Origin of the sequence: Rhizobium leguminosarum (assembly GCF_019798305.1) — a bacterium.
Classification (GTDB): Bacteria; Pseudomonadota; Alphaproteobacteria; order Rhizobiales; family Rhizobiaceae; genus Rhizobium; species Rhizobium leguminosarum_U.
In genome coordinates this window covers 339,230-358,749 of record NZ_JAAXDD010000005.1, presented here as the reverse complement: position 1 = coordinate 358,749, position 19,520 = coordinate 339,230, and the positions used below count along the sequence as shown (strand labels likewise).

Here is a 19,520-nt window from a genome sequence, read left to right as displayed (position 1 = left end):
CCGTCAGACGAAATTGCCGCCGATGTGACGGCCCCAGCTCTCTCCCGCAAGGCCGTTTACGAGCGCCTGGCCGCGGCGGAAACAATCGTTGATCGCCTCGTCGCGGGAGAATACGATTGTGTTGGTCGCGTTTGCGAAGACTATCTTCCTGCCCAGCATGACATCCAGAAAGGCCGGATGGGTGCGCCCGCGAAGGCCAGCGGCCCCGCGCCGGTCAGCATCGGCGAACATGCAGTCGATGACCTTCGCCTCGCGGCCGGGCAGCGCCAGCACCTGAAGGACGCGACCAATCCCGCCCTTGATCAGATGGTAGAGGAAGGCGCCAAGCGGAGTGCCGTTGGGAGCCATCACCAAGGCTGCGACCGGCTGTCCGTGGAGGGGCTTTTCAAACGCCTGGTGAGTGACGTGCTGCAGCAGCTGACCCGGCCAGTTCGGCCGCAACTGATAATGCGATGTCAGCATTTCCACCGAAGCTGCGAACGCTTCGGCATTGACACGCTTCACCGGCTGCGCCTTTGCTGTCTGCGCTGCAGTCTTCGCGGAACGGCGGTTCCATCCATGGAGCCAATCGAGACCGCGGGCGACGGGCAAGGCCCATGTCCGCAACGGCGATTTTCTGAGCGTCATGTCGCAGGCGAAGGCGGCCGGCCTCAGGATCCGCATCCATTCGAGGCTATAGGAGGCAAATGCAACGCCCCTGAGGGCCTTTGCCATTTCGAGCGAGGTCGTGTTGGCCGTCTCGCTCAACGAGAGGTCCTGCGGACCGGCGAGAAAGCCTTTGAGCAATCTTGCTCCGGCCATGGGATCCTGCTCCCGGCCGCGCACCATCAGGGTGCCGCCGAAAGCAGCGCGCAGCCGGGTGTCCGAAAATTTCATCGGGACGACGTTGACGCCGACGAAGCCCGAAATGGCGCCCGAATCGTTGATATGGACCAGGGAGGGAATCTGCGGGTCGACGGTCGGCCCGCTGAGATAGAACTCTTCGAGACACGCAATCAGATCCTCGGACGGGCTTTTACCCCGCTTGAAAAACGTATCCAAGTAAAGTGAGACCACCTGATCGATGTCGGCTGCCTCGAGCGGCCGGACGCGGCTCATCGGGCCGGCCCTTGCAGCGGGCCGTCGTCGAATTCCAATCGCCGGGCGACGGCGACGCGCGGAATGCCATTCGTATCGAGCACGTTTTCGCAAGGATGGTATGCCTTGCTGCGCTCGATCAAGCTTGCGACCTGTCGATCCTGTCCTACTCCAAACTCGCACATCAGGAATCCACCCGGCTTGAGAAAGGTTGCAGCGTCGCGAACGAGGCGCTGGTGTATCGACAACCCGAAGGGACCGCCGTCAAAGGCTTCCCGTGGCTCCCCGAGGAGCAGATTGGCGCTCGGGCCATCAAGGCGGGCCGCGGAAATGTAGGGAGGATTGCACACGACGAGATCGATCGTCTTCTCCAGGCCGTCGCCGTCGAACGCGGCGAACAAGTTCCCCTGCCTTACTTCGACACGATCCGATAATCGGTGAAGCTCGATATTGCTCTTCGCAGCGATGGCCGCGGCGTCCGTCAGGTCTGCGGCCCACACCCGGCAATCAGGAACATGGAGAGCAATCGCCACCGCCAGGTTGCCGCTTCCGCAGCACATGTCCACCACTCGGAGACGCCGGACTATACCGATCTGCAACAGTTGCTCGACGGCACATCTTCCAAGGATCTCGGTTTCGGCGCGCGGCTTGAGCACATCTGCAGCTGCGATGATGTCGACATTCATAAATTTCACCGTGGCTTGAGGCTCGAAAGCCGGCATAGCAATTCCAGGTCCAAATCGATCTGAATGGCGATTAAACAGCGATTGCCTTAAATTCGTACTAAGCTCGCCAGCACTTGGGCATGTCCTTTGTTCAAGCGCCATCTCCTAGGACTGATCAAGTCGTAGCTCGCGACGAAGCCCATGCAAGCCTGCGCGATGATCGCTCCGTAGAAGGCATGGTGAAGAGCCGTGGCCGCCCGTCCGGCCCCTCGCGCGCGACTGACCTTCAATCTCGCAAGGCGATCTATTTCGACCTGCAGTGCCAGCCATATTGCTTAGGGAGAGCAGAGCACGCCGCTACTAAATGCTCGTTCGGGCTTTCGCTGAACCAATCGCGCGGCCGGAAACCGGCCGCACAATCCGTTACCGGTTGACGCTTGGAGCAGTCGCAGCGCTACTTCCGCCGGCAGTCCGTCGCGTGGCAAGCGCCTTGACCGAAAAGAGCGCGTAGATGATCAGCGGAAGGCAGGCGAGATAGGATGTCCTGATGCCTGCATGTTCGGCAATTAAACCGAGCAGCGGCGGCGCCAGGAAGAAGACGACGAAGGTCATTTGGCCGAGAGCGGCGACGTTGAGATACGCCGCGCGATCAGTACGCTGGGCCGCCGCCGAGACGGCGAGGGGATAGACCGCGCTGCAGCCGGCGCCCATCAAGGCAAAGCCTGCAAGCGCGACATAGGCATGCGGCGCCCCCGACACGGCGCAGATGCCGATCGCCGAAAGAACAAGCAGCATCGTGGCGACTGCCCGCGCGCCAAATCGATCGACCAGTGGATCGACGAACAGGCGCGCCAGCGCCATGCAGAAGGTAAAAAGCGTCAATCCCAGTCCGCCAATGAAGGGCTCGACCGAAAACACGTCGCGCATATAGATCGCCGACCAGTCGATCCCGGCACCTTCGACGAGAAAGGCCGCGATGCCGATCACGCAGAGCGGCATTAGGCCCCAGGTGGGAAGCGCTACCAGCGGTGGCTTACCTTCATGCAACGCGATCCGCGCCGGCGCATTCCGCATGCCGGAAATCGCCCAGATGCCGATGACAAGAACCGTGACAAAGGTCGCGGCGAGATGGAGTTCCATCGAAATGCCCGTTTGGCGGACGACCGAGGAGACAAGCGCCGTGACGAAGAAGCCGAGGCTCCAGAAACCATGCGCCCTGTTCATCACGCCGCGTCCTAGCTGCGCCTCGATGCGGTCGATCTCAACATTGAGATTGATCTCCAGCGCTCCGGCGAGCAGCCCCTCGACGAAGAGTACACAGAACACGACCGGCGCCGCACCAATCCACGGCACCAGCGATAGCAGCGCAGACGTGCCGAGAACAGTAATGAATGCCGTTGTCCGCGCGCCGAGCCGGGCGATCAAGGGCGAAGACAAAGTCAACGAAATCAAGGCGCCGATCGCAGCGCCTATCAGCGTCAACCCAAGCTCGGACTTATTGACGCCAAGCGCAACCTGCAAATCCGGCATCCTCGACAGCAGCGCCCCAAGTGATACAGCGAAGAGAAAGAAGCAGACATAGATCCGCTGCTGCGGCGCGATTTTCATGATGCAACTCCAGGGATTGCGTGTCGAAGCAGAACACGCGCTTTTGGACCTGAGATGTCTATCTCACAGGGCCGGAGATCGAAACTTGTTTCTGAGGGAATGAACCTGCAACAGCATTGGTGGCGTCGTCATGACCACTTAGTTCTTCCGAGCCGGTGAGCCTTTCGTCACAAGTGTCGCCGCCGGCTCCCGCCATCGCTGCTGCAAACCGAAGCGGGAGCAAGAGCGGAGACAGTTCCGGTTACCTCGCCGTTGTATTCCTCATTATAGTGGCCTTCGCCTTCTTCCGGGAGGAAATCAAGGAAAACCAGGGTGCCGCCGGGTCGATCCAAGGCTACAACGCTCGCCCCGCGCCGCCTCGCGGCGCGCTGAAAGTCGAAGACGGATAGCGGCAGGAATTCGCTGATTGTCCAGCGGAAACCTTGGAAGCGAGCGCATTACCAGGCGGCGGGGCGCGGCGAGCGTTGTAGCCTTGGCTCGCAATATCAGCGTTTCAGGCTGCGGCAGCTTGTCCTAGGTAGTGATCAAGCAATGGCCAGAAATCTGTTGTTTTTGTGCTGTTCCACGGATCTTGCGATCCCTCTCGAAAGTTCTTAGGTCACCAGAGGTCTTTGCATTCTGCAAACTCCGTGTTCGAGAAGACCGACATGATCCTCACCCTCACAGGTGTTCGAAAATCTCATTCCACCGCCGAGGGACCAATTGAGATCCTGAAGGGCATCGATCTGGAAGTCGCTGCGGGCGAAAGTGTTGCGCTAACCGGAGAGTCCGGCAGTGGCAAAAGCACATTACTGCATCTGGCTGGCGGGCTCGACCGTGCAGACAGCGGCTCGATCGTGATGAACGGCAGCGATCTAGGGCTATTCGCAGAAAACGAGCGGGCCCGATACCGGAGAACGAGGGTCGGCCTGGTCTTCCAACAGTTCAACCTCATCCCATCACTGACCGTCGCCGCGAATATCTCTTTCCACGCCAAGCTCGCGAACCGGTACGATCCGGCCTGGGAAGCGCCGTTGATCGAGACATTGGGGCTGCGCGAATACACCGCCCGATATCCCGAGCAGCTTTCCGGAGGGCAACAGCAGCGCGTTGCAATCGGGCGAACCTTGGCTGCTCGACCTCCTCTCATCCTTGCGGACGAGCCGACGGGCAACCTGGATGAGCAGACAGGCGATACCGTCCTCGATCTGATGCTCGGCCTGGCCCGGACAGTGGGGTCGGCGCTGCTTCTCGTCACTCACTCCAGGAGGCTTGCAGCTCGTCTGGACCGAACGGTGGTCCTTCGCGGTGGGAAGATTGCCGAATGAACTTCGTTGCATTCGCAGCCCTGCTGTCACACTGGCGTCGGAGACCTCTCCAGCTTCTCACACTGGTCACGGGGGTTGCGCTTGCGACAGCACTCTGGTCCGGCGTTCAGGCTATCAACGCCGAGGCGAGAGCGAGCTATGCCCGGGCGGCATCGGTTCTGGAGCAAGGCAACCTCCGGCAGATCGTCGCCAAGGACGGTGACGGCATAGCGACTGATGTCTATGGCAGCCTGCGTCGAGCGGGCCTGAATGTTTCGCCCGTGATTGAGGGCAGCTACCGCTTCGGAAGCATAAGGATCCGTTTGGTCGGCATCGAGCCTCTGACGATGCCAAGGGACGCCCAGAATGCGACGGTCGCCAGCGGCTCAGATCTATCGGGCTTCTTTTCAGCCGGAGGACAGTTGCTCGTGTCAAGCGCCACTGCCGAGCGGCTTCGTGGCGCCACGAACATGAGCATCAAAATCAATGGCAACGTTCCCGACGGCGCCGCCTTCGTCGATATAGCGGTCGCCGATCGGTTGCTCGAGAAGCACGGGAAGATCGACCGACTGGTGGTCGCAGCCGATCAAAAGATCACCCCCGAAGCAATCGATCAGGCGGGATTGACGATCCGCGAACCGGCTGAACAAGCAGATGTCGCTCGCCTCACTGACAGCTTTCACCTCAACCTGACCGCCTTCGGGTTCCTTTCGTTCATCGTCGGGCTCTTCATCGTGTATTCGGCCACGGGCCTGAGCTTCGAACAGCGTCGAGGAACTTTTCGTACACTTCGATCGCTTGGTGTCTCTCTTCGAGCATTGACCACGATGCTCCTGATCGAGCTTTCGTTGCTGGCGCTGATGTCGGGGTTGATCGGCGTCATACTCGGCTACGTCATGGCGTGGCTTCTGATGCCGGGTGTCGCCGCGACCCTCAGGGGCCTCTACGGCGCGAATGTGTCAGGCTCGCTATCCATTCGGCCGGAATGGTGGTTGGCTGGACTGGCAATTGCTCTCGGAGGAACCGCTGTCTCGTCAGCGCAGAGCCTGTGGCGGGTTTGGAAGCTGCCTATTTTGGCTGCCGCCCAGCCGCGAGCCTGGGCGAGAGCGTCCGCCAGATCGCTTGCCTATCAGGCGGGAACCGGCGGATTTCTGCTGATCTTGGCGGCTGTCCTGGCAACTACTGCGTCCGTGCTGGTGGCGGGCTTTGCGGCGCTTGGCTGCCTGCTTCTTGGAACAGCTCTGTTGCTGCCTGGACTTCTTGCCGTCATCCTGAGCGCGGCGCAGCGATCGGCACAGGGTGCCCTCACGGAATGGTTCTGGGCAGACACCCGCATCCAGCTTCCCGGCCTGTCGCTGGCTTTGATGGCTCTGCTACTGGCATTGTCGACGAATATCGGCGTGGGCACGATGGTATCGAGTTTCCGGCTGACGTTCATCGGATGGTTAGATCAACGCCTGGCCGCCGAGCTTTACGTGACGGCGAAGGATGAGGACGAAGCCGCGCGCCTGCGGGCCTGGCTTCCGCAACGTTCGACGGCAGTCCTGCCGATCTGGAGCGTTGACGGTGAGGTGCTGGGCGAACAGATCCAGATCTTTGGTGTGGCGGACGATCCAATCTACCGAGAGCACTGGCCTTTGATCGCTTCCGACAACGACGTTTGGGGAAGGATCGCCGCCGGGCAGGGCGTTCTCGTCAATGAACAGATGTGGCGCCGCGGCGAAGCCAATATCGGACAGCCGTTGGTCATGCCCGGAGGCTGGAGCGTATCCGTGGTCGGCGTGTACTCGGATTATGGGAACCCGAATGGACAAGTGATCGTCGGGATCAATAGCCTGGTCGATCATTACCCCGATGTCCCGAAACTTAGCTACGGTGTCCGAGTGGCTCCCGAGCAAGCCCAGGATCTCAAGCGTCAGTTGGTCGAGGAGTTTGGCCTGCCCGATACCGCAATCGTCGACCAGGCGTCGCTTAAGCGGCAATCGAGAGCCATCTTCGATCAGACATTCAAGGTGACGGGCGCGTTAAACGTCCTCACCCTTGCTGTGGCAGGATTTGCCATGTTCTCAAGTCTCCTGACATTGTCTGGAATTCGGCTTCCGCAGCTCGCGCCGGTGTGGGCAATGGGTGTACGGCGACGGGATCTGGCGCTCTACGAAGTTGCCCGGACCCTTGCACTCTGGCTGGCAACATTTGTGGCTGCGATCCCGGTCGGTCTTGCCTTGGCGTGGGTCCTGCTTGCGATCGTGAACGTGGAGGCCTTTGGTTGGCGGTTGCCAATGGTAGTGTTTCCTATGGATTGGCTTTGGCTGGGAGCAATCGCTCTCATCGCGGCGTTGCTGTCGATGCTGATGCCGGTTCGGCGTCTGGCCTCGATTAGTCCTGCGGACCTGCTGAGGATTTTCGCCAATGAACGTTAGAAAGTTGGCATCTTTCCTGATAGCGGCGGCTATGATCTGCGTGCGCGCTCAGGCGTTTGCACAGGGTTTCGCAGGCTTGGGATCGGATGCGCAAGGTTTTGCGATCCCGGATCATGGCAATGGTCTTTCTTTCCCCGCCGATCACGGCGGTCATCCTGATTATCGGATTGAGTGGTGGTATGTGACCGCCAATCTCAAAGGTGTCGATGGCAAGCAATATGGAGCGCAGTGGACGCTCTTTCGCTCTGCCCTGGCTCCGGGAGACGAGGCAGGTTTCGCGGATCCGCAAGTCTGGATCGGGCATGCAGCAATCACCACTCAAGGCCATCAATATGTCGCAGAGCGCTTGGGCCGGGGAGGCGTCGGGCAGGCGGGCGTTCAGGCAACGCCATTTCAAGCGTGGATAGACGACTGGCGGATGCGGGGTACCGTGCGAACCGGCTCGGACGCCTTCAGCACTTTGTCAGTCTCCGCGGGCGGACCGGACTTCAGCTACACCTTAGACCTCAAGGCCGACGGCCCGCTCGTTCTTCAGGGGGAAAACGGCTTTTCCGTGAAGTCGGCGAACGGACAGGCGAGCTACTATTACTCGCAGCCTTTCTATGAGGTGGCGGGAACGATCACGACATCCGGAGCGCCGGTTAAGGTCACGGGCAAAGCCTGGCTGGATCGGGAGTGGTCGTCGCAGCCGCTTGCGTCCAATCAGACGGGGTGGGATTGGTTCTCACTGCATCTGAATTCGGGCGACAAGCTGATGGCTTTTCGCCTTCGTGATGACAAGGACGGGTTCATCTCCGCGAACTGGATATCGGCGGATGGACGTACGACACCGCTGTCGAAAGATGACGTTCAACTGGAGCCGACGCGGAAGGCAACGGTCGATGGGCGCCGGATGCCGGTAGAGTGGCGGATACGCGTGCCGGGGAAGTCACTTGATATCACCACGAAACCGCTGAACGAGCAGTCCTGGATGGCGACCTCTACGCCTTATTGGGAGGGGCCGATCAACTTCACAGGCTCCACGTCAGGTGTCGGCTATCTTGAAATGACCGGCTATTAGCTGCTACGTCTCACACGTAGGTAACGGCTCCTGCGTCGATGGTGCGAACCGGCCAGGCCTGGTTCGCATCGCAACATCGGAGAAGCCTGAACGTCAATGGCGGCCTCTACGGGGTGGTTGCGACGCCGGCAGTGGCTGCCAAAAACCACCGTTCGTGGTCGTATCTTCTGCAGCGCAGGAGACGGCCTTGTCGCGGAGTTCCCGAGTGCCGTCCAGGCGGTCCGGCGGCCTCGCGAGTGGCTGTCGGTCTTGACTTCGAACTGCCAAGAGAGGGGACAATGAGCGCCACTTCGGCGGCCTTTGTTTGCCTGCAGCACGCCGAAGGGCGCGAGCGTGCTGACTGGAAACTCCCGGGACTTCGATTTTCGCTCGAGATCGTATCGGAGGTCACCCCCCATCGACTGGTAGAGCCGCGCTCGCCATGAATCCCGATCCATAGCTTCTGTCGCGATCCTGCACGAGCCGGAACGGCCGTTCGGATTTGCGCCCGAACGAGATACGGGTGGGCTCAACGGTGCGAGCTTTTGGAAGGCTATACCAATAGATAGCATGCCTGATTCCAACGCATCTCTTCATTAGCGGGTATAAAAATGCTCTACTATGAGCGACTTCTTAAAGGCAACGAGCCGCATAACTCTTTGTGGTGCAACGGTTCCTTTACCAACCGCTGAATGCGAGCCCTCTTGCTCTGCCGAGCTGCCGACTACCGTCACCAGCCTCGCAGATGTGCAAGAGCCGCCGGGCAGTCATGTCTGACAGACCGCTCACAATTGACGAAAGTCGTCACCACACGGAGGCCGTTCACGATGGCAGCGCAGAGATATAGCTGTTGCAAGAACCTCAATATTTACTGGACTGTGTTCGATAAAGTCATCGGACAGCCGGCTATCATCGACGGGTTTGTCATGGACATGCTCACCGCCGAGGAAGCCGATCACTTGGTCGATCTACTAAATCGCGGCAACCAAGAGAGCCTCTGGTATCTTGCCGAACGGTGTTAGAAGCAATGGTCGATTACCGGCGTGCTCGTGCGGCACTTAGACAGACTGAAAACCTTAATCTCGACCTCCTTTCGACCACGGCGTTCATTTGGATGCTGGAAAACCGAATCGGTGTGGAGAATGCAGCCGGCATTTGATTGATCATCAAAATTGGCGCTGGCGTGAACGAGCACGGTACACCTGGGATTCCCGGCCCACTTGCTGAGGACCCCATCCGCGTCCGAAAGCCGTAACTTTTCGCTTTCGGTTGCGGTGGCATTTACTATCCAGCGGCGGATAATATCTTAATTGAATCAATTCTTTAGAGCTCTGCGAAGCCTGCCATTTATTTGGCCGTTGGGTCTTGCATCGAAATGCTTGGACTCAATTCCGAAGAATATTGAGGGCGTCTTGCAATCTAAGGGCAGCCACCGCCTTCGTTGCCGCGTCGGCCGACCATCCGGCTTCGATTGCCGCCGACAGCAGGGTGGCGTCGGTGTGAAGCTCAAGTCTCTCGTAGAGCGGCTCAAGCGCTTCTCGGGCGGTAACAACGTGCTCGTCTGGAGGTATGATAGGAGTCGGAGATACCGCCGGCATTCTGCATCCCTTCCTAACGGTTTTGGAACCTGAAAACTGGCCAGGATTTTAACGTCTAGTGAATGGCTGCCGAAGCCGGTGCGAACATGACCGGACTGGGGAGCCTGTACTCATCAGTAAAAGCTAAAACAAACCGCGTAGGTCCGCCATCATACTTGTGTATGCGCAGGTTATACGGAGGCAGGACCAGGCGGGCTGCCAGGGAGCTATGCTCGGCTCGGCCGCTCGTTTCGAGCATGAAGCGTCCATACATTTCTCGACGAGGGCATCTCATCGGGAAGGAGCGGGTGGTGGTTTGAGTTCTGACCGTCGGCCCCGCCGGGCACTCCTAAACCCCTGTATAAGGCATCCCCTCCTCTTCGCTACCCGACCCTTCCTCAAGATCAATAGCAGGTCGAAGTGCGTCCTGTTACGGTCATGTTACTTTCTCCCGCGCGGCAATGTCATCAAGATCGCAAAGGAGTTCATCACGCCTCGTGATGCCTGCATCAAGAACAGACTTGAGCCCAGTTCGCCAACGAGAGGCGACCGGTGATCCAACGGGTCGAGCCGTTTGCCTCTTCGCTCCCTAGCGTTCTTTTTAAGGATTGACACCATGACACACGACCTCCACCGCATCCAAATCGAGCTGGTTCCATTGACGCTTTTTCCCCGTGCGCATGGGGAAACTCGGCCTTGGGCTCCGGGCTCTCCGCTCTACACGGCGCCACATATTTCATCACGGCCGACTACGGACTTGGAGGCTCATTTGATGACCTTTTCAGTCATGCCACGCACTACGATGGAGTGTCCCTGGGGACAAACTTTGCACGCCTGGAGATCTGCCTTCACCCTATACGTTACTGGAACCCAGTTCGATCTTTTTTGCTATTCCGCCGGGCTTGTCCGTCTTCTAGACGACTTCGGGAATCTCACTCCTTCAGTGTTTTCCGTGAGCATGCATTAAGCCCGACCTGCCTCTTGAGTGCAGAATTGAGGAGCAGCGAGCTTGGCGCCTGGCACCTTTAGCTGGTGCAGGCATGTTGATGCTCTCCATCCCCGTCCAGTTTCCGGTTGCGCGATTTCGCACGGCGGTCGATGCGGTTGTTGCTCTTCGCCAGTGCCCTCGGCCCGATCGCGGCGTCGTAAGGGTGAATCCAGCTCCGCCGGACCTCGTCGTCTGGTGATGGCGACGAGAGGCCCTGCCTAAGGCCTAAACACTTCGCACAGACCTTCTTTCTGCGAGATCTTCAGCCAGTTGTTAGTCCTACGCAGTTTCCCACGCCGCCATTTGGTCGGCTGGCTTTGCGCCGATGGTTTCGTCTCGTTCGAGAGGCAGGGTGAACAGAAACACTGCCCCACCAGTTCTATTGGCGGTTGCCCACATCCGGCCCCCGTGAGCCTCGATGATCGAGCGGCAGATCGCCAGGCCCATACCCATGCCGCTGGATTTGGTCGTGTAGAAAGCCTCAAATAGATGGTCCATGGTCTGCGGGTCCAGACCTGGACCCGAGTCGCGTACCCCGACGACCACCCCTCCTGAGGACTCTGACTCGGTGCTGATCAGCAACTCGCGTTCTTCCGCATCGATGCCGCTCATCGCCTCGATGGCGTTCATGATCAGGTTTAGGACCACCTGTTGCACCTGGATGCGATCTCCTTTCACGGACGGAAGGCTCGTCGCGAATTCGGTTCGTAGCATGACGCCTTGCCGATGCACTTCACTGCTGGTCAGGGCAATGACGTGACGAATGGCTTCATTGAGGTCGAACTGCCCATTGCGAGGCGGCTCTTTCTTGACCAAGGCACGGATTCTGCCAATGACGTCGCCGGCTCGATTGGCGTTCTCGGCGATTCGGCCGAGCGCCTGAGCCACTTCCTCCAGATTCGGCGGATGGGTGCCGAGCCACCGCAAGGCCGCCTGGGCGTTGGTGAGCGACGCGGCGAGCGGTTGATTGACTTCATGGGCGATAGAGGCTGTGAGCTGCCCCATTGTGGCGACGCGGTTTGCGTGGGCCAGTTGCCCCTGCGCCACGCGCAAGGCTTCCTCACTCTCCCGCAACGCCTCTTCGGCCTGCCGGCGCTCTGTCAAATCCAGGACGAAAGAGACGCCTTCGTCCCTGCTTTCTTCCAATAGAGCACCACCGATCAGCACGGGCAGACGGCTGCCATCTTTCCGAAAGTACTCTTTCTCGAACGGTTGGACTGACCCGATCTTCTTCAGCTCCGAGAGGGTCCGTGCGTCGCGGTCGCGCCATTCGGCCGGCGTCAGCTCCGTCCAGCATAGCCGACCCGAGGCAAGATCGTCTCGGTCGTATCCCACCATGTGGAGAAACGCGTCGTTGGCCTCGAGAACGCGACCTTCGATATTCCAGATGACGATCCCGATGATGTTGGCCTTGACGAGGCGACGGATCTTGGCTTCGCGTTCAGCGAGATCGCGGTACAACCGGGTATTCTCCAGTGAGATCGCTGCCTGAGAGGCGAGCAGCTTCAGTACCGCGATTCTGGCCGGTGCGAAGACCCGAGGGGCGAGGTTGTTTTCAAGATAGAGTACCCCGGCCAGTTGGCCCTGATTGAGTAACGGCACACAAAGAACAGAACGAGCACCGTGCTGACAAATGTAGGGGTCCGCGGAAAACGGATTCTGAGCCATGGCGTCGTCGAGAACCACGCTTTCGCTTGTGCGCAAGACATAATGAAGGAGCGATTGCGGCAGGGTGTCTCCTGTCACGATCTCGTCAAGCATCTGCACCACGACCGTTTCGCCGCCCGTCGTGGCTTCTGCCGTGATCCGTGACTCACCGTCACGCGGCAGGATCAATAAGCCGCGTTCGGCGCCCGCCTGCTCAACGGCGGTGCGCAAGACGGTGTCGATCAGCTTTTGAAGCACAATCTCGCCCGACACCGCCTGCGAGATTTTGATAACGGTTGCGAGATCGAGCTGTTCGACCGGTGCACCGATGGTGCTTGTTGGAGAGGAGGCGCGCTCTTCCCCTCTCAGGTCGGGATAGAGTTGGTCAAGTTGCCGCACCTTACCGTCGGCGCCCCAGCGCAGATAGCAGCCACGCGCGTTGCGGAGATAGAGACGAGTGAAATCCTCGAAGCCTCCCTGTGCATAAAAGCGGGCGGCGAGTTCATATGCGAGGGCTTCATGATGAACGAAGCCGTTAGCGCGCGCCGAGCGGATCGCTTGTTCATAAAGACGCACGGCGTCGATTTCGCGGGCTTCGAGGCGTGCTATTTCGGCGCCGACCAGCGCGGCTCGGTTCTCGAAGTTCTCCGGGCAATTCTTCGCATAGATCTGAAGCTGTCGGTGGTGGGCGACGAGAGCCTCGGTATGCCACGCCCGCTGCTCAGCCACAGCATGGTCGCAGCATGCGGCGCGGGCCAACGCACCGTAGAAATGATGCTCGGGCGTTTCTTCGAAATGCGACACCGATGTCCATGGCAGCCTCTGCGCCCGCAATGACGCATCGACGGCCGCCTCGTAGTCGCCGGCAAAAAACCGCGCCTGCAGTTTTCTGACAAAGTAGCAGGTTTCCGCAAGATTCGGATTTTCGGAAAACCGACGTTCGATCTCAAGTTCGTCGAATCCCTCGTCGTTGAAGGAGCCGAATCTCCGGGTCAACCCGCGCAGCGTCCGGACGAGTCCGAGCTGCGCACTGGCGAGATCTATAACGAACTGGAACCGCACCTCCTGCGCAAACGTGAGGCCAATCTCCGCTTGGCGCTGCACTTCCATAAGCGGATCTCCCGCCGCCAGCAGGTTCGAATTCAAACTGACATAGCTGTATCCGGCAAACGTGAGGTCGCCGCTCTGGTTGGCGATGTCAAGCGCTCGCCGCAAGATGTCGCGGCCGGTTCTGACATGCCTCGTCCACGGTATGATGTGAGCCCCGAAGTCTTTGTAAGTCCTGGCCTGAAAGCGCTTCAGGTCGTACTTTTCGACGAGGTGGCAGCCTAGCTGACCGAACCTCAATCCGGCCTCATAGTCGCCGAAGCGCGGTCCGGCAATATAGCCAAGCGACACATAATGGTAGCAGGAGCCGTCGCTGTTGCCTCGCTCGAGGCTGAGGTTCACGGCCAGGCAGATTGCCATGCATGCCAGATTCGCATCCGTATGCCACACCGCCCCAACGAGCCGGGTGAGAATATCCAGCGTCGACGAGGATGCTGGGTCGCTCATCAACGGCAGATCAATGAGCTCCTCGATCGCGCGGCTCCCGAGCTGCGACCATATTCGGCCGTATTCTCGTTGCACCTCCTCGTCGGCCGGATGCGGCGCCCAGTCGATGCCGAGATGTTGCATCACATAGTCTAGACCCACCGCGGCCGACCGGCCGGTCTGACCGAGCGCAGCATAGAGATCGATGCGCAGGCAGGCGACAGCAGCCTGGTCGTCGGAGCAGACAGCACGATTGGAAAGCTGTGCTAATCGCTCCTCCGCGTCCGGCAACGCGCCAAGGTGGAACTCGCACTCGGCTCGGTTCAGCTCAAGCGCGAAGGCCAGTTGGCGCTGGCGCTCCCAGGCGTCTTCCGGAAGTAGCGTCGTGCCTGCAACAAAATAGTTGAGCGCCGAGGCGTATGCCGTCGACGCCTTTGCGCGCTTGCCGGCCAGCAGATTGAACTCGGCCAGTTGCTCGCGCTCCTCAGTTGAGGTGATCAGTGCGGCGCCCCGATTGAGCTGGCTGACAATCTCGAAAACATAATCATCAATCAGCTCCGGCGCGGTGTTCGCCGCAAGCAGCCTCCCAATGCGCAGGTGCAACTCGCCGCGTCGCTCCTCCGGGATTAGCGAATAGGCGGCTTCCTGAACGCGATCGTGGACGAACCGGTATGCGCCTGCCAACCGCTCGAGCAGTTCATGAGCGACGGCAGGCGATAAGGCGCCGGCGACTTCTTCCTCCGGGATCCCGAGGACGAGTGAAAGCGTCGCAATATCTGCTATGTTTCCAAGACAGGCGAACTGCTGCAGCGCCTCCCGCGTTTCGGCCGGCTGGCGCTCGAGCTTGCCGACCATGAGGTGCACGACGTTGTCGGTGTATCCCTTGGCGTGAATGCGCCCGAGATCCCAGGACCAGCATGCCGCGTCATGATCGAAGGCGAGCATTCCCTCTTCGGCGAGCGAAAACAGGAACTGACGGACGAAGAACGGATTACCGGCGGTCTTGTCGTGCATCATTTGTGAGAGCGGAGCTGCACGATCGGTCTGACAGTGGAGCGCATCCGCAATCAACTGCCGGAGATGGTCTTTGGTAAGTGGCGCAAGGGTAATCTCCGCTACCTTGCCGCCGGCGGTTTTGATCGCGTCAAGCTTCCGCATCAGCGGATGGGCGGCGGTGACTTCGTTGTCGCGATAGGCACCAACCAACATCAGGTGTTGCAGATCCGACCGCGTCAAGAGATCTTCCAGCAGATCCAGCGTCGCCGCGTCGAGCCACTGGAGATCGTCGAGGAACAGCGCCAGCGGATGCCCCGGCTGGGCGAAGACACCGATGAACCGCCGGAATACCAGCTCGAATCGCCGTTCCGCATCCTGTGGCGGAAGTTCAGCGACCGGCGGCTGGTCGCCGATGATGAGTTTCAGTTCGGGGACGAGGTCGACCATCAGTCGTCCGTTCGGTCCCAGCGCCTCTATCAGCGTCTCGCGCCAGAGTGCCAAATCGGCGTCGCTCTTCGCGAGAAGCTCCCGGACCAGGCTCTGAAACGCCTGCGCCAGGGTCGCATATGGAATGTCGCGCTTGTACTGATCGAACTTACCGGACGCAAAAAGGCCGCGCGGCGGCACCAAAGCTTTGTGGAGTTCATTGACCACCGTCGACTTGCCGATTCCGGAATAGCCAGAGACCAACACCAACTCCGGCGCCCCGCTCGACACCACGCGGTCGAAGGCAGTGAGCAACGTCTCTACCTCGTGCTCCCGCCCGTATAGCTTCTCGGGAATCAGCAGGCGGTCCGGGATGTCGCGTTCGCCGAGCGGGAATGCGTCAATCCGGCACTGCCTTTCCCACTGGCTGAGACAGCGGCCCAGATCGTGCTCGACGCCGCCTGCCGTCTGGTATCGTTCCTCGGCCGTCTTGGAGAGCAGCTTCATGACGATGGCCGAGACTGCCGGTGAAACATCCGCCACCCGCTCGTCGGGCGGCGTCGGCCGTCTTGCAATGTGGCAATGCACCCATTCCATCGGCTCGGAGGCGGAGAACGGCAGGCTGCCGGTCAGCATTTCGTAGAGCGTCACGCCGAGCGCATAAAGGTCGCTGCGGGAATCGACGGAGCGGTTCATGCGCCCGGTCTGCTCGGGGGCCATATAGGCCAGCGTTCCGGCGACCACTTCGGGCGGCTCGTGCGTCTGCCGCTCGCGGGAGAGACGCGAGGCGATCCCGAAGCCTGTTAGCCGCACCTCGGCGCCCGTGCCCGTTACCAGGATATTGGCCGGTTTGATGTCCTTGTGAACGAAACCGCGCTGGTGGGCTCCACCGAGGGCGGCGGCGATGCCGATCCCGATGCGCAGGAAAAGCTCCGTTTCCATTGCCGCTCCGAGCCGCCCGGCGAGTGGCTCGCTGCCCGGATCTTCAAGCACCAGCATGGTACGGCCGCCTTCGCGCACTAACTCAAGCGGTCGCACCGCCCATGCGCTATCGAGCTCATCCTTCAATCCATATTCATGGTCGAGGCGGCCGAGGCTCGAAGGTGTCGGGTATTCGAGCGCCGAAAGTACGACCAGTACCGGGTTCCACTTGCCGTCGGCACTCCGGCGCCGTTCACGGTGGAACACGCGATCACCGTCCTCCCAAAGAACCTCCAAACTCCTATCTCCACCAACGCCGAAGAAAGAGGATGTGCTTCCGGCACTGCCACTTTCGTTTCGGAGATCCGTCCAGTCAAATTGGACAAAGCGAGCAGATATGACGAACCGCGACCACTTCCCCACCTTTTTACCACATCTCGCCTGTTCGTCCCAACAACGAGCGGCCATCACCCACCCGTTCGATGCGTGGTCCACCTCTACGAAAGACCGCCCAACGGCTGCTGGGCGGTCAGGCGGGTCATGGACCCGCAGAGCTTCGGATGGAGGAGCGCCGAAGCTTGGTGGTAGCAACGGGGGGATTCGCTACCTGCCCGAGGCAACGAGTAGACACTAGCGATGGAAGGGACGACGGGAAATTATACTGTAGTTTGGTCTTGCGATACGTTGGAATACCGACACCGATACCCATCAGCGATCGTCTGCTCAGATCGACATGTCGGCGACGTCGTCCGGGGTCCGACGACGACTGGGGTGACGGTCTCTCCCTTGTCTAATCCAGCAGGCCGGCAGGTGGTACGGCCGCGGTGTCGCCTACGATGAAAGGCCAGCACATGGTCAACATCGGCGTGCTTCGTGCGTGTCGTGCCGTCAGTTGCGATTCGTTGTCGCTGTTGAAGTCGAAAGTGTCTTGCCGGCTCTGAGGCTAAAAAGGAGCCTCCCGCCGGGTGGGGAGGCTCAAGGCGGGCCGATCGGGAGCGATACGGCCTGGGAGGAGGTGGTGGAGGACGCAGGAAACCGCAGCATAGAGGAGGGCTCCCGCCGGGGCTATCGGCCACCAGGAAGGATCGATTACCAATGGGGAGGGGGTGAGCTATACGCGGAGCCAAGACCTTTACGAGTGCGTTTGCGGCTTTCCCGGCGCGAGCATCAGCTTGTCAGCCATACGCGCGAGTTCGGGCAGGGATCTGGTCCCCATCTTCTGCATGACCTGGCTGCGGTGAACCTTCACGGTAATCTCGCTCACGCCCAGATCACTTGCAATTTGCTTGTTGAGTCGTCCGGTCACCACCAAAGCCATCACCTCGCGTTCCCGCGGCGTCAGCCTATCGAAACGCGCGCGGACCGTCGCCAGTGACTTTTCATTTTCAAGCCACGCGCGGTCGCGCGCCAGGCCCACGTGAACGGCGTCGAGTAAATCCTGGTCTCGGAACGGTTTCGTTAGGAACTCGACCGCGCCCCCTTTCATCGCCTTGACTGACATGGGAATGTCGCCGTGCCCAGTGATGAAGACGATCGGTAACTGAATATTTTCTCGCGACAGTTCAAGCTGAAAATCAAGGCCGCTTTGCCCCGGAAGCCGGACATCGAGCACGAGACAGGTCGGTCCGTTGGGTCGCCCAGATCTGAGGAAGTCGCCGACCGAAGCAAGGAGATTGACGGCAAAGCCGACGGAACGCAGCAGACTGCCAAGCGCCTCGCGGATCTCCGGGTCATCATCGATGACAATGATGGTTGCTGGCGCCTCGGTCAATCGTCAGAACTCCCAAGGTGAATCGACGTTTTGGGAATATATACTATCTACCCCATTGCAGCAGCAGCGGGCGAAGCCCAACCAGCATAGCGCCGGTCACGCCATGAGAACCTACTCCTCTCTCCTTCGCTAGTGCCGAAACTGGTCTTCTTTCGCAACAAGAATGCGGGATAATTACCTTGGCCACAATGCTGGATGCGGGCCGCCCCAAAAACGCTTGCGCGTCCAGCAGTCTGCCGTGTCGTGCTGATGCGCTACATTGCCCACGATGCCGCACTGGTCGCGCAAGTCTTAGATCTCTATACGATTGTATAGCTTGCGAAGCCTTTGTCGCCGTTCAATATTATATCCATCAAGTCAAGCGCGCCACAACGCTAATTCGGCCCGATGCCGGTCGGCGAAGTTGGGAGGCGGCAGTGCCAACCAAGAGACCTCTGATTGCGATCATCGACGACGACGAGTCGATGCGGGACGCTATAAAGGGGCTCATTAGGTCGATGGGATTTGACGCCGAGTCCTTTTCATCCGCTGATGATTTCTTGACGTCGCCTCATATCCGCCGCACGGCCTGCCTCGTGACGGACATCAATATGCCTGGAATGAGCGGACTCGATCTGCACCGCCGGCTCGTCGCACTGGGCAAGAGCATTCCGACTATTCTGATCACCGCCTTCCCGGAAAAGAATATGGGCGCGTCAGCATTGGGCGCGGATGTCGTCGGCTGCCTGACAAAACCGTTCAACGGACAGATTTTGCTTGATTGCATCCGTTCTGCGCTGGCTCCCAACGGCAAGGGCGAAAGCGGTTCTTGAGGTCGCAAAGACCTGTTGTCCCATAAATAGGCGTTACGCCTCAGAGATATCCACGAATCTCGACCAATTTTACAAGTCTCTGTGCGATCAGGCCCCCGCAACCAAACCTTATCTTAGATACTCCCAAGCCCATCTCATGCAGAGGCTTTTTGCGTTCCAGAAAAGAGTAATATCGCGGGCGCGAAGACTTCAGCTTCGCTGGCGATGGTAGCTCGTCGTCCTGCGGACCATAACCTGAAGGGTGAGCGGTCGATCGGGCAGCGCCCCATAAAACAGTCCAGTGGACTGTTTGAAGACCCGAACGGGGAAAATCCTGCCCCCGCAACCAAATCCCTCTCTAAAGATCAGCACCCACCTTCTTATCGCTGGCGGAAAAGCTTCGCTTTCCCTGGCGATGGTAGCTCCTCGTTCGCAGAGCTCACCATAACCTGAAGGCCGCAGGTTCAAATCCTGCCCGGCCCCCGGACCAACGATACTTGCAAATTTACCCATGCAAGTCGCTGAAAGAAAGCTCCTCGACATAACCCTTGAGGAGCCTTTTGCGTTCCTGCTGGGTGTCCAGCTCTCCGGACGCCAGCTGGCTTGCCACGGAACTTTCATCCGGCAGCGATGAGAGCCTCGGCGGTTTTTGATACGCAAGATGGCGCGTGCAACCGGCGGAAACGCGAAGCTTTCATCTTGCACAGCGAACCACTCGTCTCAAAACGTCCTGAGCCCGGACACATCATAGCCAGCGATGACATAACTGCGACGG

General features: G+C 59.6%; 11 protein-coding genes. 5 read left to right on the top strand and 6 right to left on the bottom strand.

The annotated features are described in order from the left end of the window. Positions 1-3 precede the first annotated feature (3 nt). The 3 genes from HFO99_RS11735 to HFO99_RS11725 form a co-directional block, all read right to left on the bottom strand. On the bottom strand, positions 4-1,098 hold the full coding sequence (locus HFO99_RS11735; RefSeq protein WP_222361325.1) for a hypothetical protein: 1,095 nt from the start codon (positions 1,096-1,098) through the stop codon (positions 4-6). Further along, positions 1,095-1,799, bottom strand: coding sequence for a N5-glutamine methyltransferase family protein (locus HFO99_RS11730; protein ID WP_222361323.1), 705 nt, complete (start codon positions 1,797-1,799; stop codon positions 1,095-1,097). Before HFO99_RS11730 ends, HFO99_RS11735 begins: the two co-directional genes overlap by 4 nt. A gap of 366 nt (positions 1,800-2,165) precedes the next feature. Then, positions 2,166-3,350 carry an MFS transporter gene (locus HFO99_RS11725; RefSeq protein ID WP_222361321.1) on the bottom strand — a complete coding sequence of 395 codons (1,185 nt, stop codon included), beginning with the start codon at positions 3,348-3,350 and terminating at the stop codon, positions 2,166-2,168. Positions 3,351-3,997: 647 nt separating this feature from the next. Here HFO99_RS11725 and HFO99_RS11720 point away from each other — a divergent pair. From HFO99_RS11720 to HFO99_RS11705, 4 genes are all read left to right on the top strand, one after another. After that, positions 3,998-4,657 (top strand): ABC transporter ATP-binding protein, encoded by a 660-nt coding sequence (locus HFO99_RS11720; protein WP_222361319.1) that lies wholly within the window; start codon positions 3,998-4,000, stop codon positions 4,655-4,657. After that, complete coding sequence (locus HFO99_RS11715; protein WP_222361317.1) at positions 4,654-7,056, top strand: ABC transporter permease; 2,403 nt, start codon at positions 4,654-4,656, stop codon at positions 7,054-7,056. Before HFO99_RS11720 ends, HFO99_RS11715 begins: the two co-directional genes overlap by 4 nt. Further along, positions 7,046-8,116 (top strand): lipocalin-like domain-containing protein, encoded by a 1,071-nt coding sequence (locus HFO99_RS11710; protein WP_222361314.1) that lies wholly within the window; start codon positions 7,046-7,048, stop codon positions 8,114-8,116. The genes HFO99_RS11715 and HFO99_RS11710 overlap by 11 nt, the downstream gene beginning before the upstream one ends. A gap of 806 nt (positions 8,117-8,922) precedes the next feature. Next, entirely contained in the window at positions 8,923-9,117 is a 195-nt protein-coding gene (locus HFO99_RS11705; RefSeq protein WP_222361312.1) for a hypothetical protein, read from the top strand. A gap of 363 nt (positions 9,118-9,480) precedes the next feature. On the opposite strand, the gene HFO99_RS33390 is transcribed toward HFO99_RS11705, so the two are convergent. The 3 genes from HFO99_RS33390 to HFO99_RS11695 all read right to left on the bottom strand — a co-directional run bounded on the left by HFO99_RS33390 (position 9,481) and on the right by HFO99_RS11695 (position 17,954). Further along, on the bottom strand, positions 9,481-9,693 hold the full coding sequence (locus HFO99_RS33390; protein WP_261323102.1) for a hypothetical protein: 213 nt from the start codon (positions 9,691-9,693) through the stop codon (positions 9,481-9,483). A gap of 1,246 nt (positions 9,694-10,939) precedes the next feature. Further along, on the bottom strand, positions 10,940-16,480 hold the full coding sequence (locus HFO99_RS11700; RefSeq protein ID WP_222361310.1) for an AAA family ATPase: 5,541 nt from the start codon (positions 16,478-16,480) through the stop codon (positions 10,940-10,942). 835 nt (positions 16,481-17,315) lie between these two features. Then, complete coding sequence (locus tag HFO99_RS11695; protein ID WP_222331099.1) at positions 17,316-17,954, bottom strand: response regulator transcription factor; 639 nt, start codon at positions 17,952-17,954, stop codon at positions 17,316-17,318. 416 nt (positions 17,955-18,370) lie between these two features. Between HFO99_RS11695 and HFO99_RS11690 the strand changes: the two genes are divergently transcribed. Further along, on the top strand, positions 18,371-18,766 hold the full coding sequence (locus HFO99_RS11690; RefSeq protein ID WP_222331100.1) for a response regulator transcription factor: 396 nt from the start codon (positions 18,371-18,373) through the stop codon (positions 18,764-18,766). Positions 18,767-19,520: the final 754 nt, after the last annotated feature.

Excerpts from the sequence above, each read along its gene's own strand:
- HFO99_RS11710 (WP_222361314.1), top strand. The coding sequence starts at position 7,046 with ATGAACGTTAGAAAGTTGGCATCTTTCCTGATAGCGGCGGCTATGATC.
- HFO99_RS11730 (WP_222361323.1), bottom strand. The coding sequence starts at position 1,799 with ATGCCGGCTTTCGAGCCTCAAGCCACGGTGAAATTTATGAATGTCGAC.
- HFO99_RS11715 (WP_222361317.1), top strand. The coding sequence starts at position 4,654 with ATGAACTTCGTTGCATTCGCAGCCCTGCTGTCACACTGGCGTCGGAGA.
- HFO99_RS11735 (WP_222361325.1), bottom strand. The coding sequence starts at position 1,098 with ATGAGCCGCGTCCGGCCGCTCGAGGCAGCCGACATCGATCAGGTGGTC.
- HFO99_RS11725 (WP_222361321.1), bottom strand. The coding sequence starts at position 3,350 with ATGAAAATCGCGCCGCAGCAGCGGATCTATGTCTGCTTCTTTCTCTTC.
- HFO99_RS11720 (WP_222361319.1), top strand. The coding sequence starts at position 3,998 with ATGATCCTCACCCTCACAGGTGTTCGAAAATCTCATTCCACCGCCGAG.
- HFO99_RS11705 (WP_222361312.1), top strand. The coding sequence starts at position 8,923 with ATGGCAGCGCAGAGATATAGCTGTTGCAAGAACCTCAATATTTACTGG.
- HFO99_RS33390 (WP_261323102.1), bottom strand. The coding sequence starts at position 9,693 with ATGCCGGCGGTATCTCCGACTCCTATCATACCTCCAGACGAGCACGTT.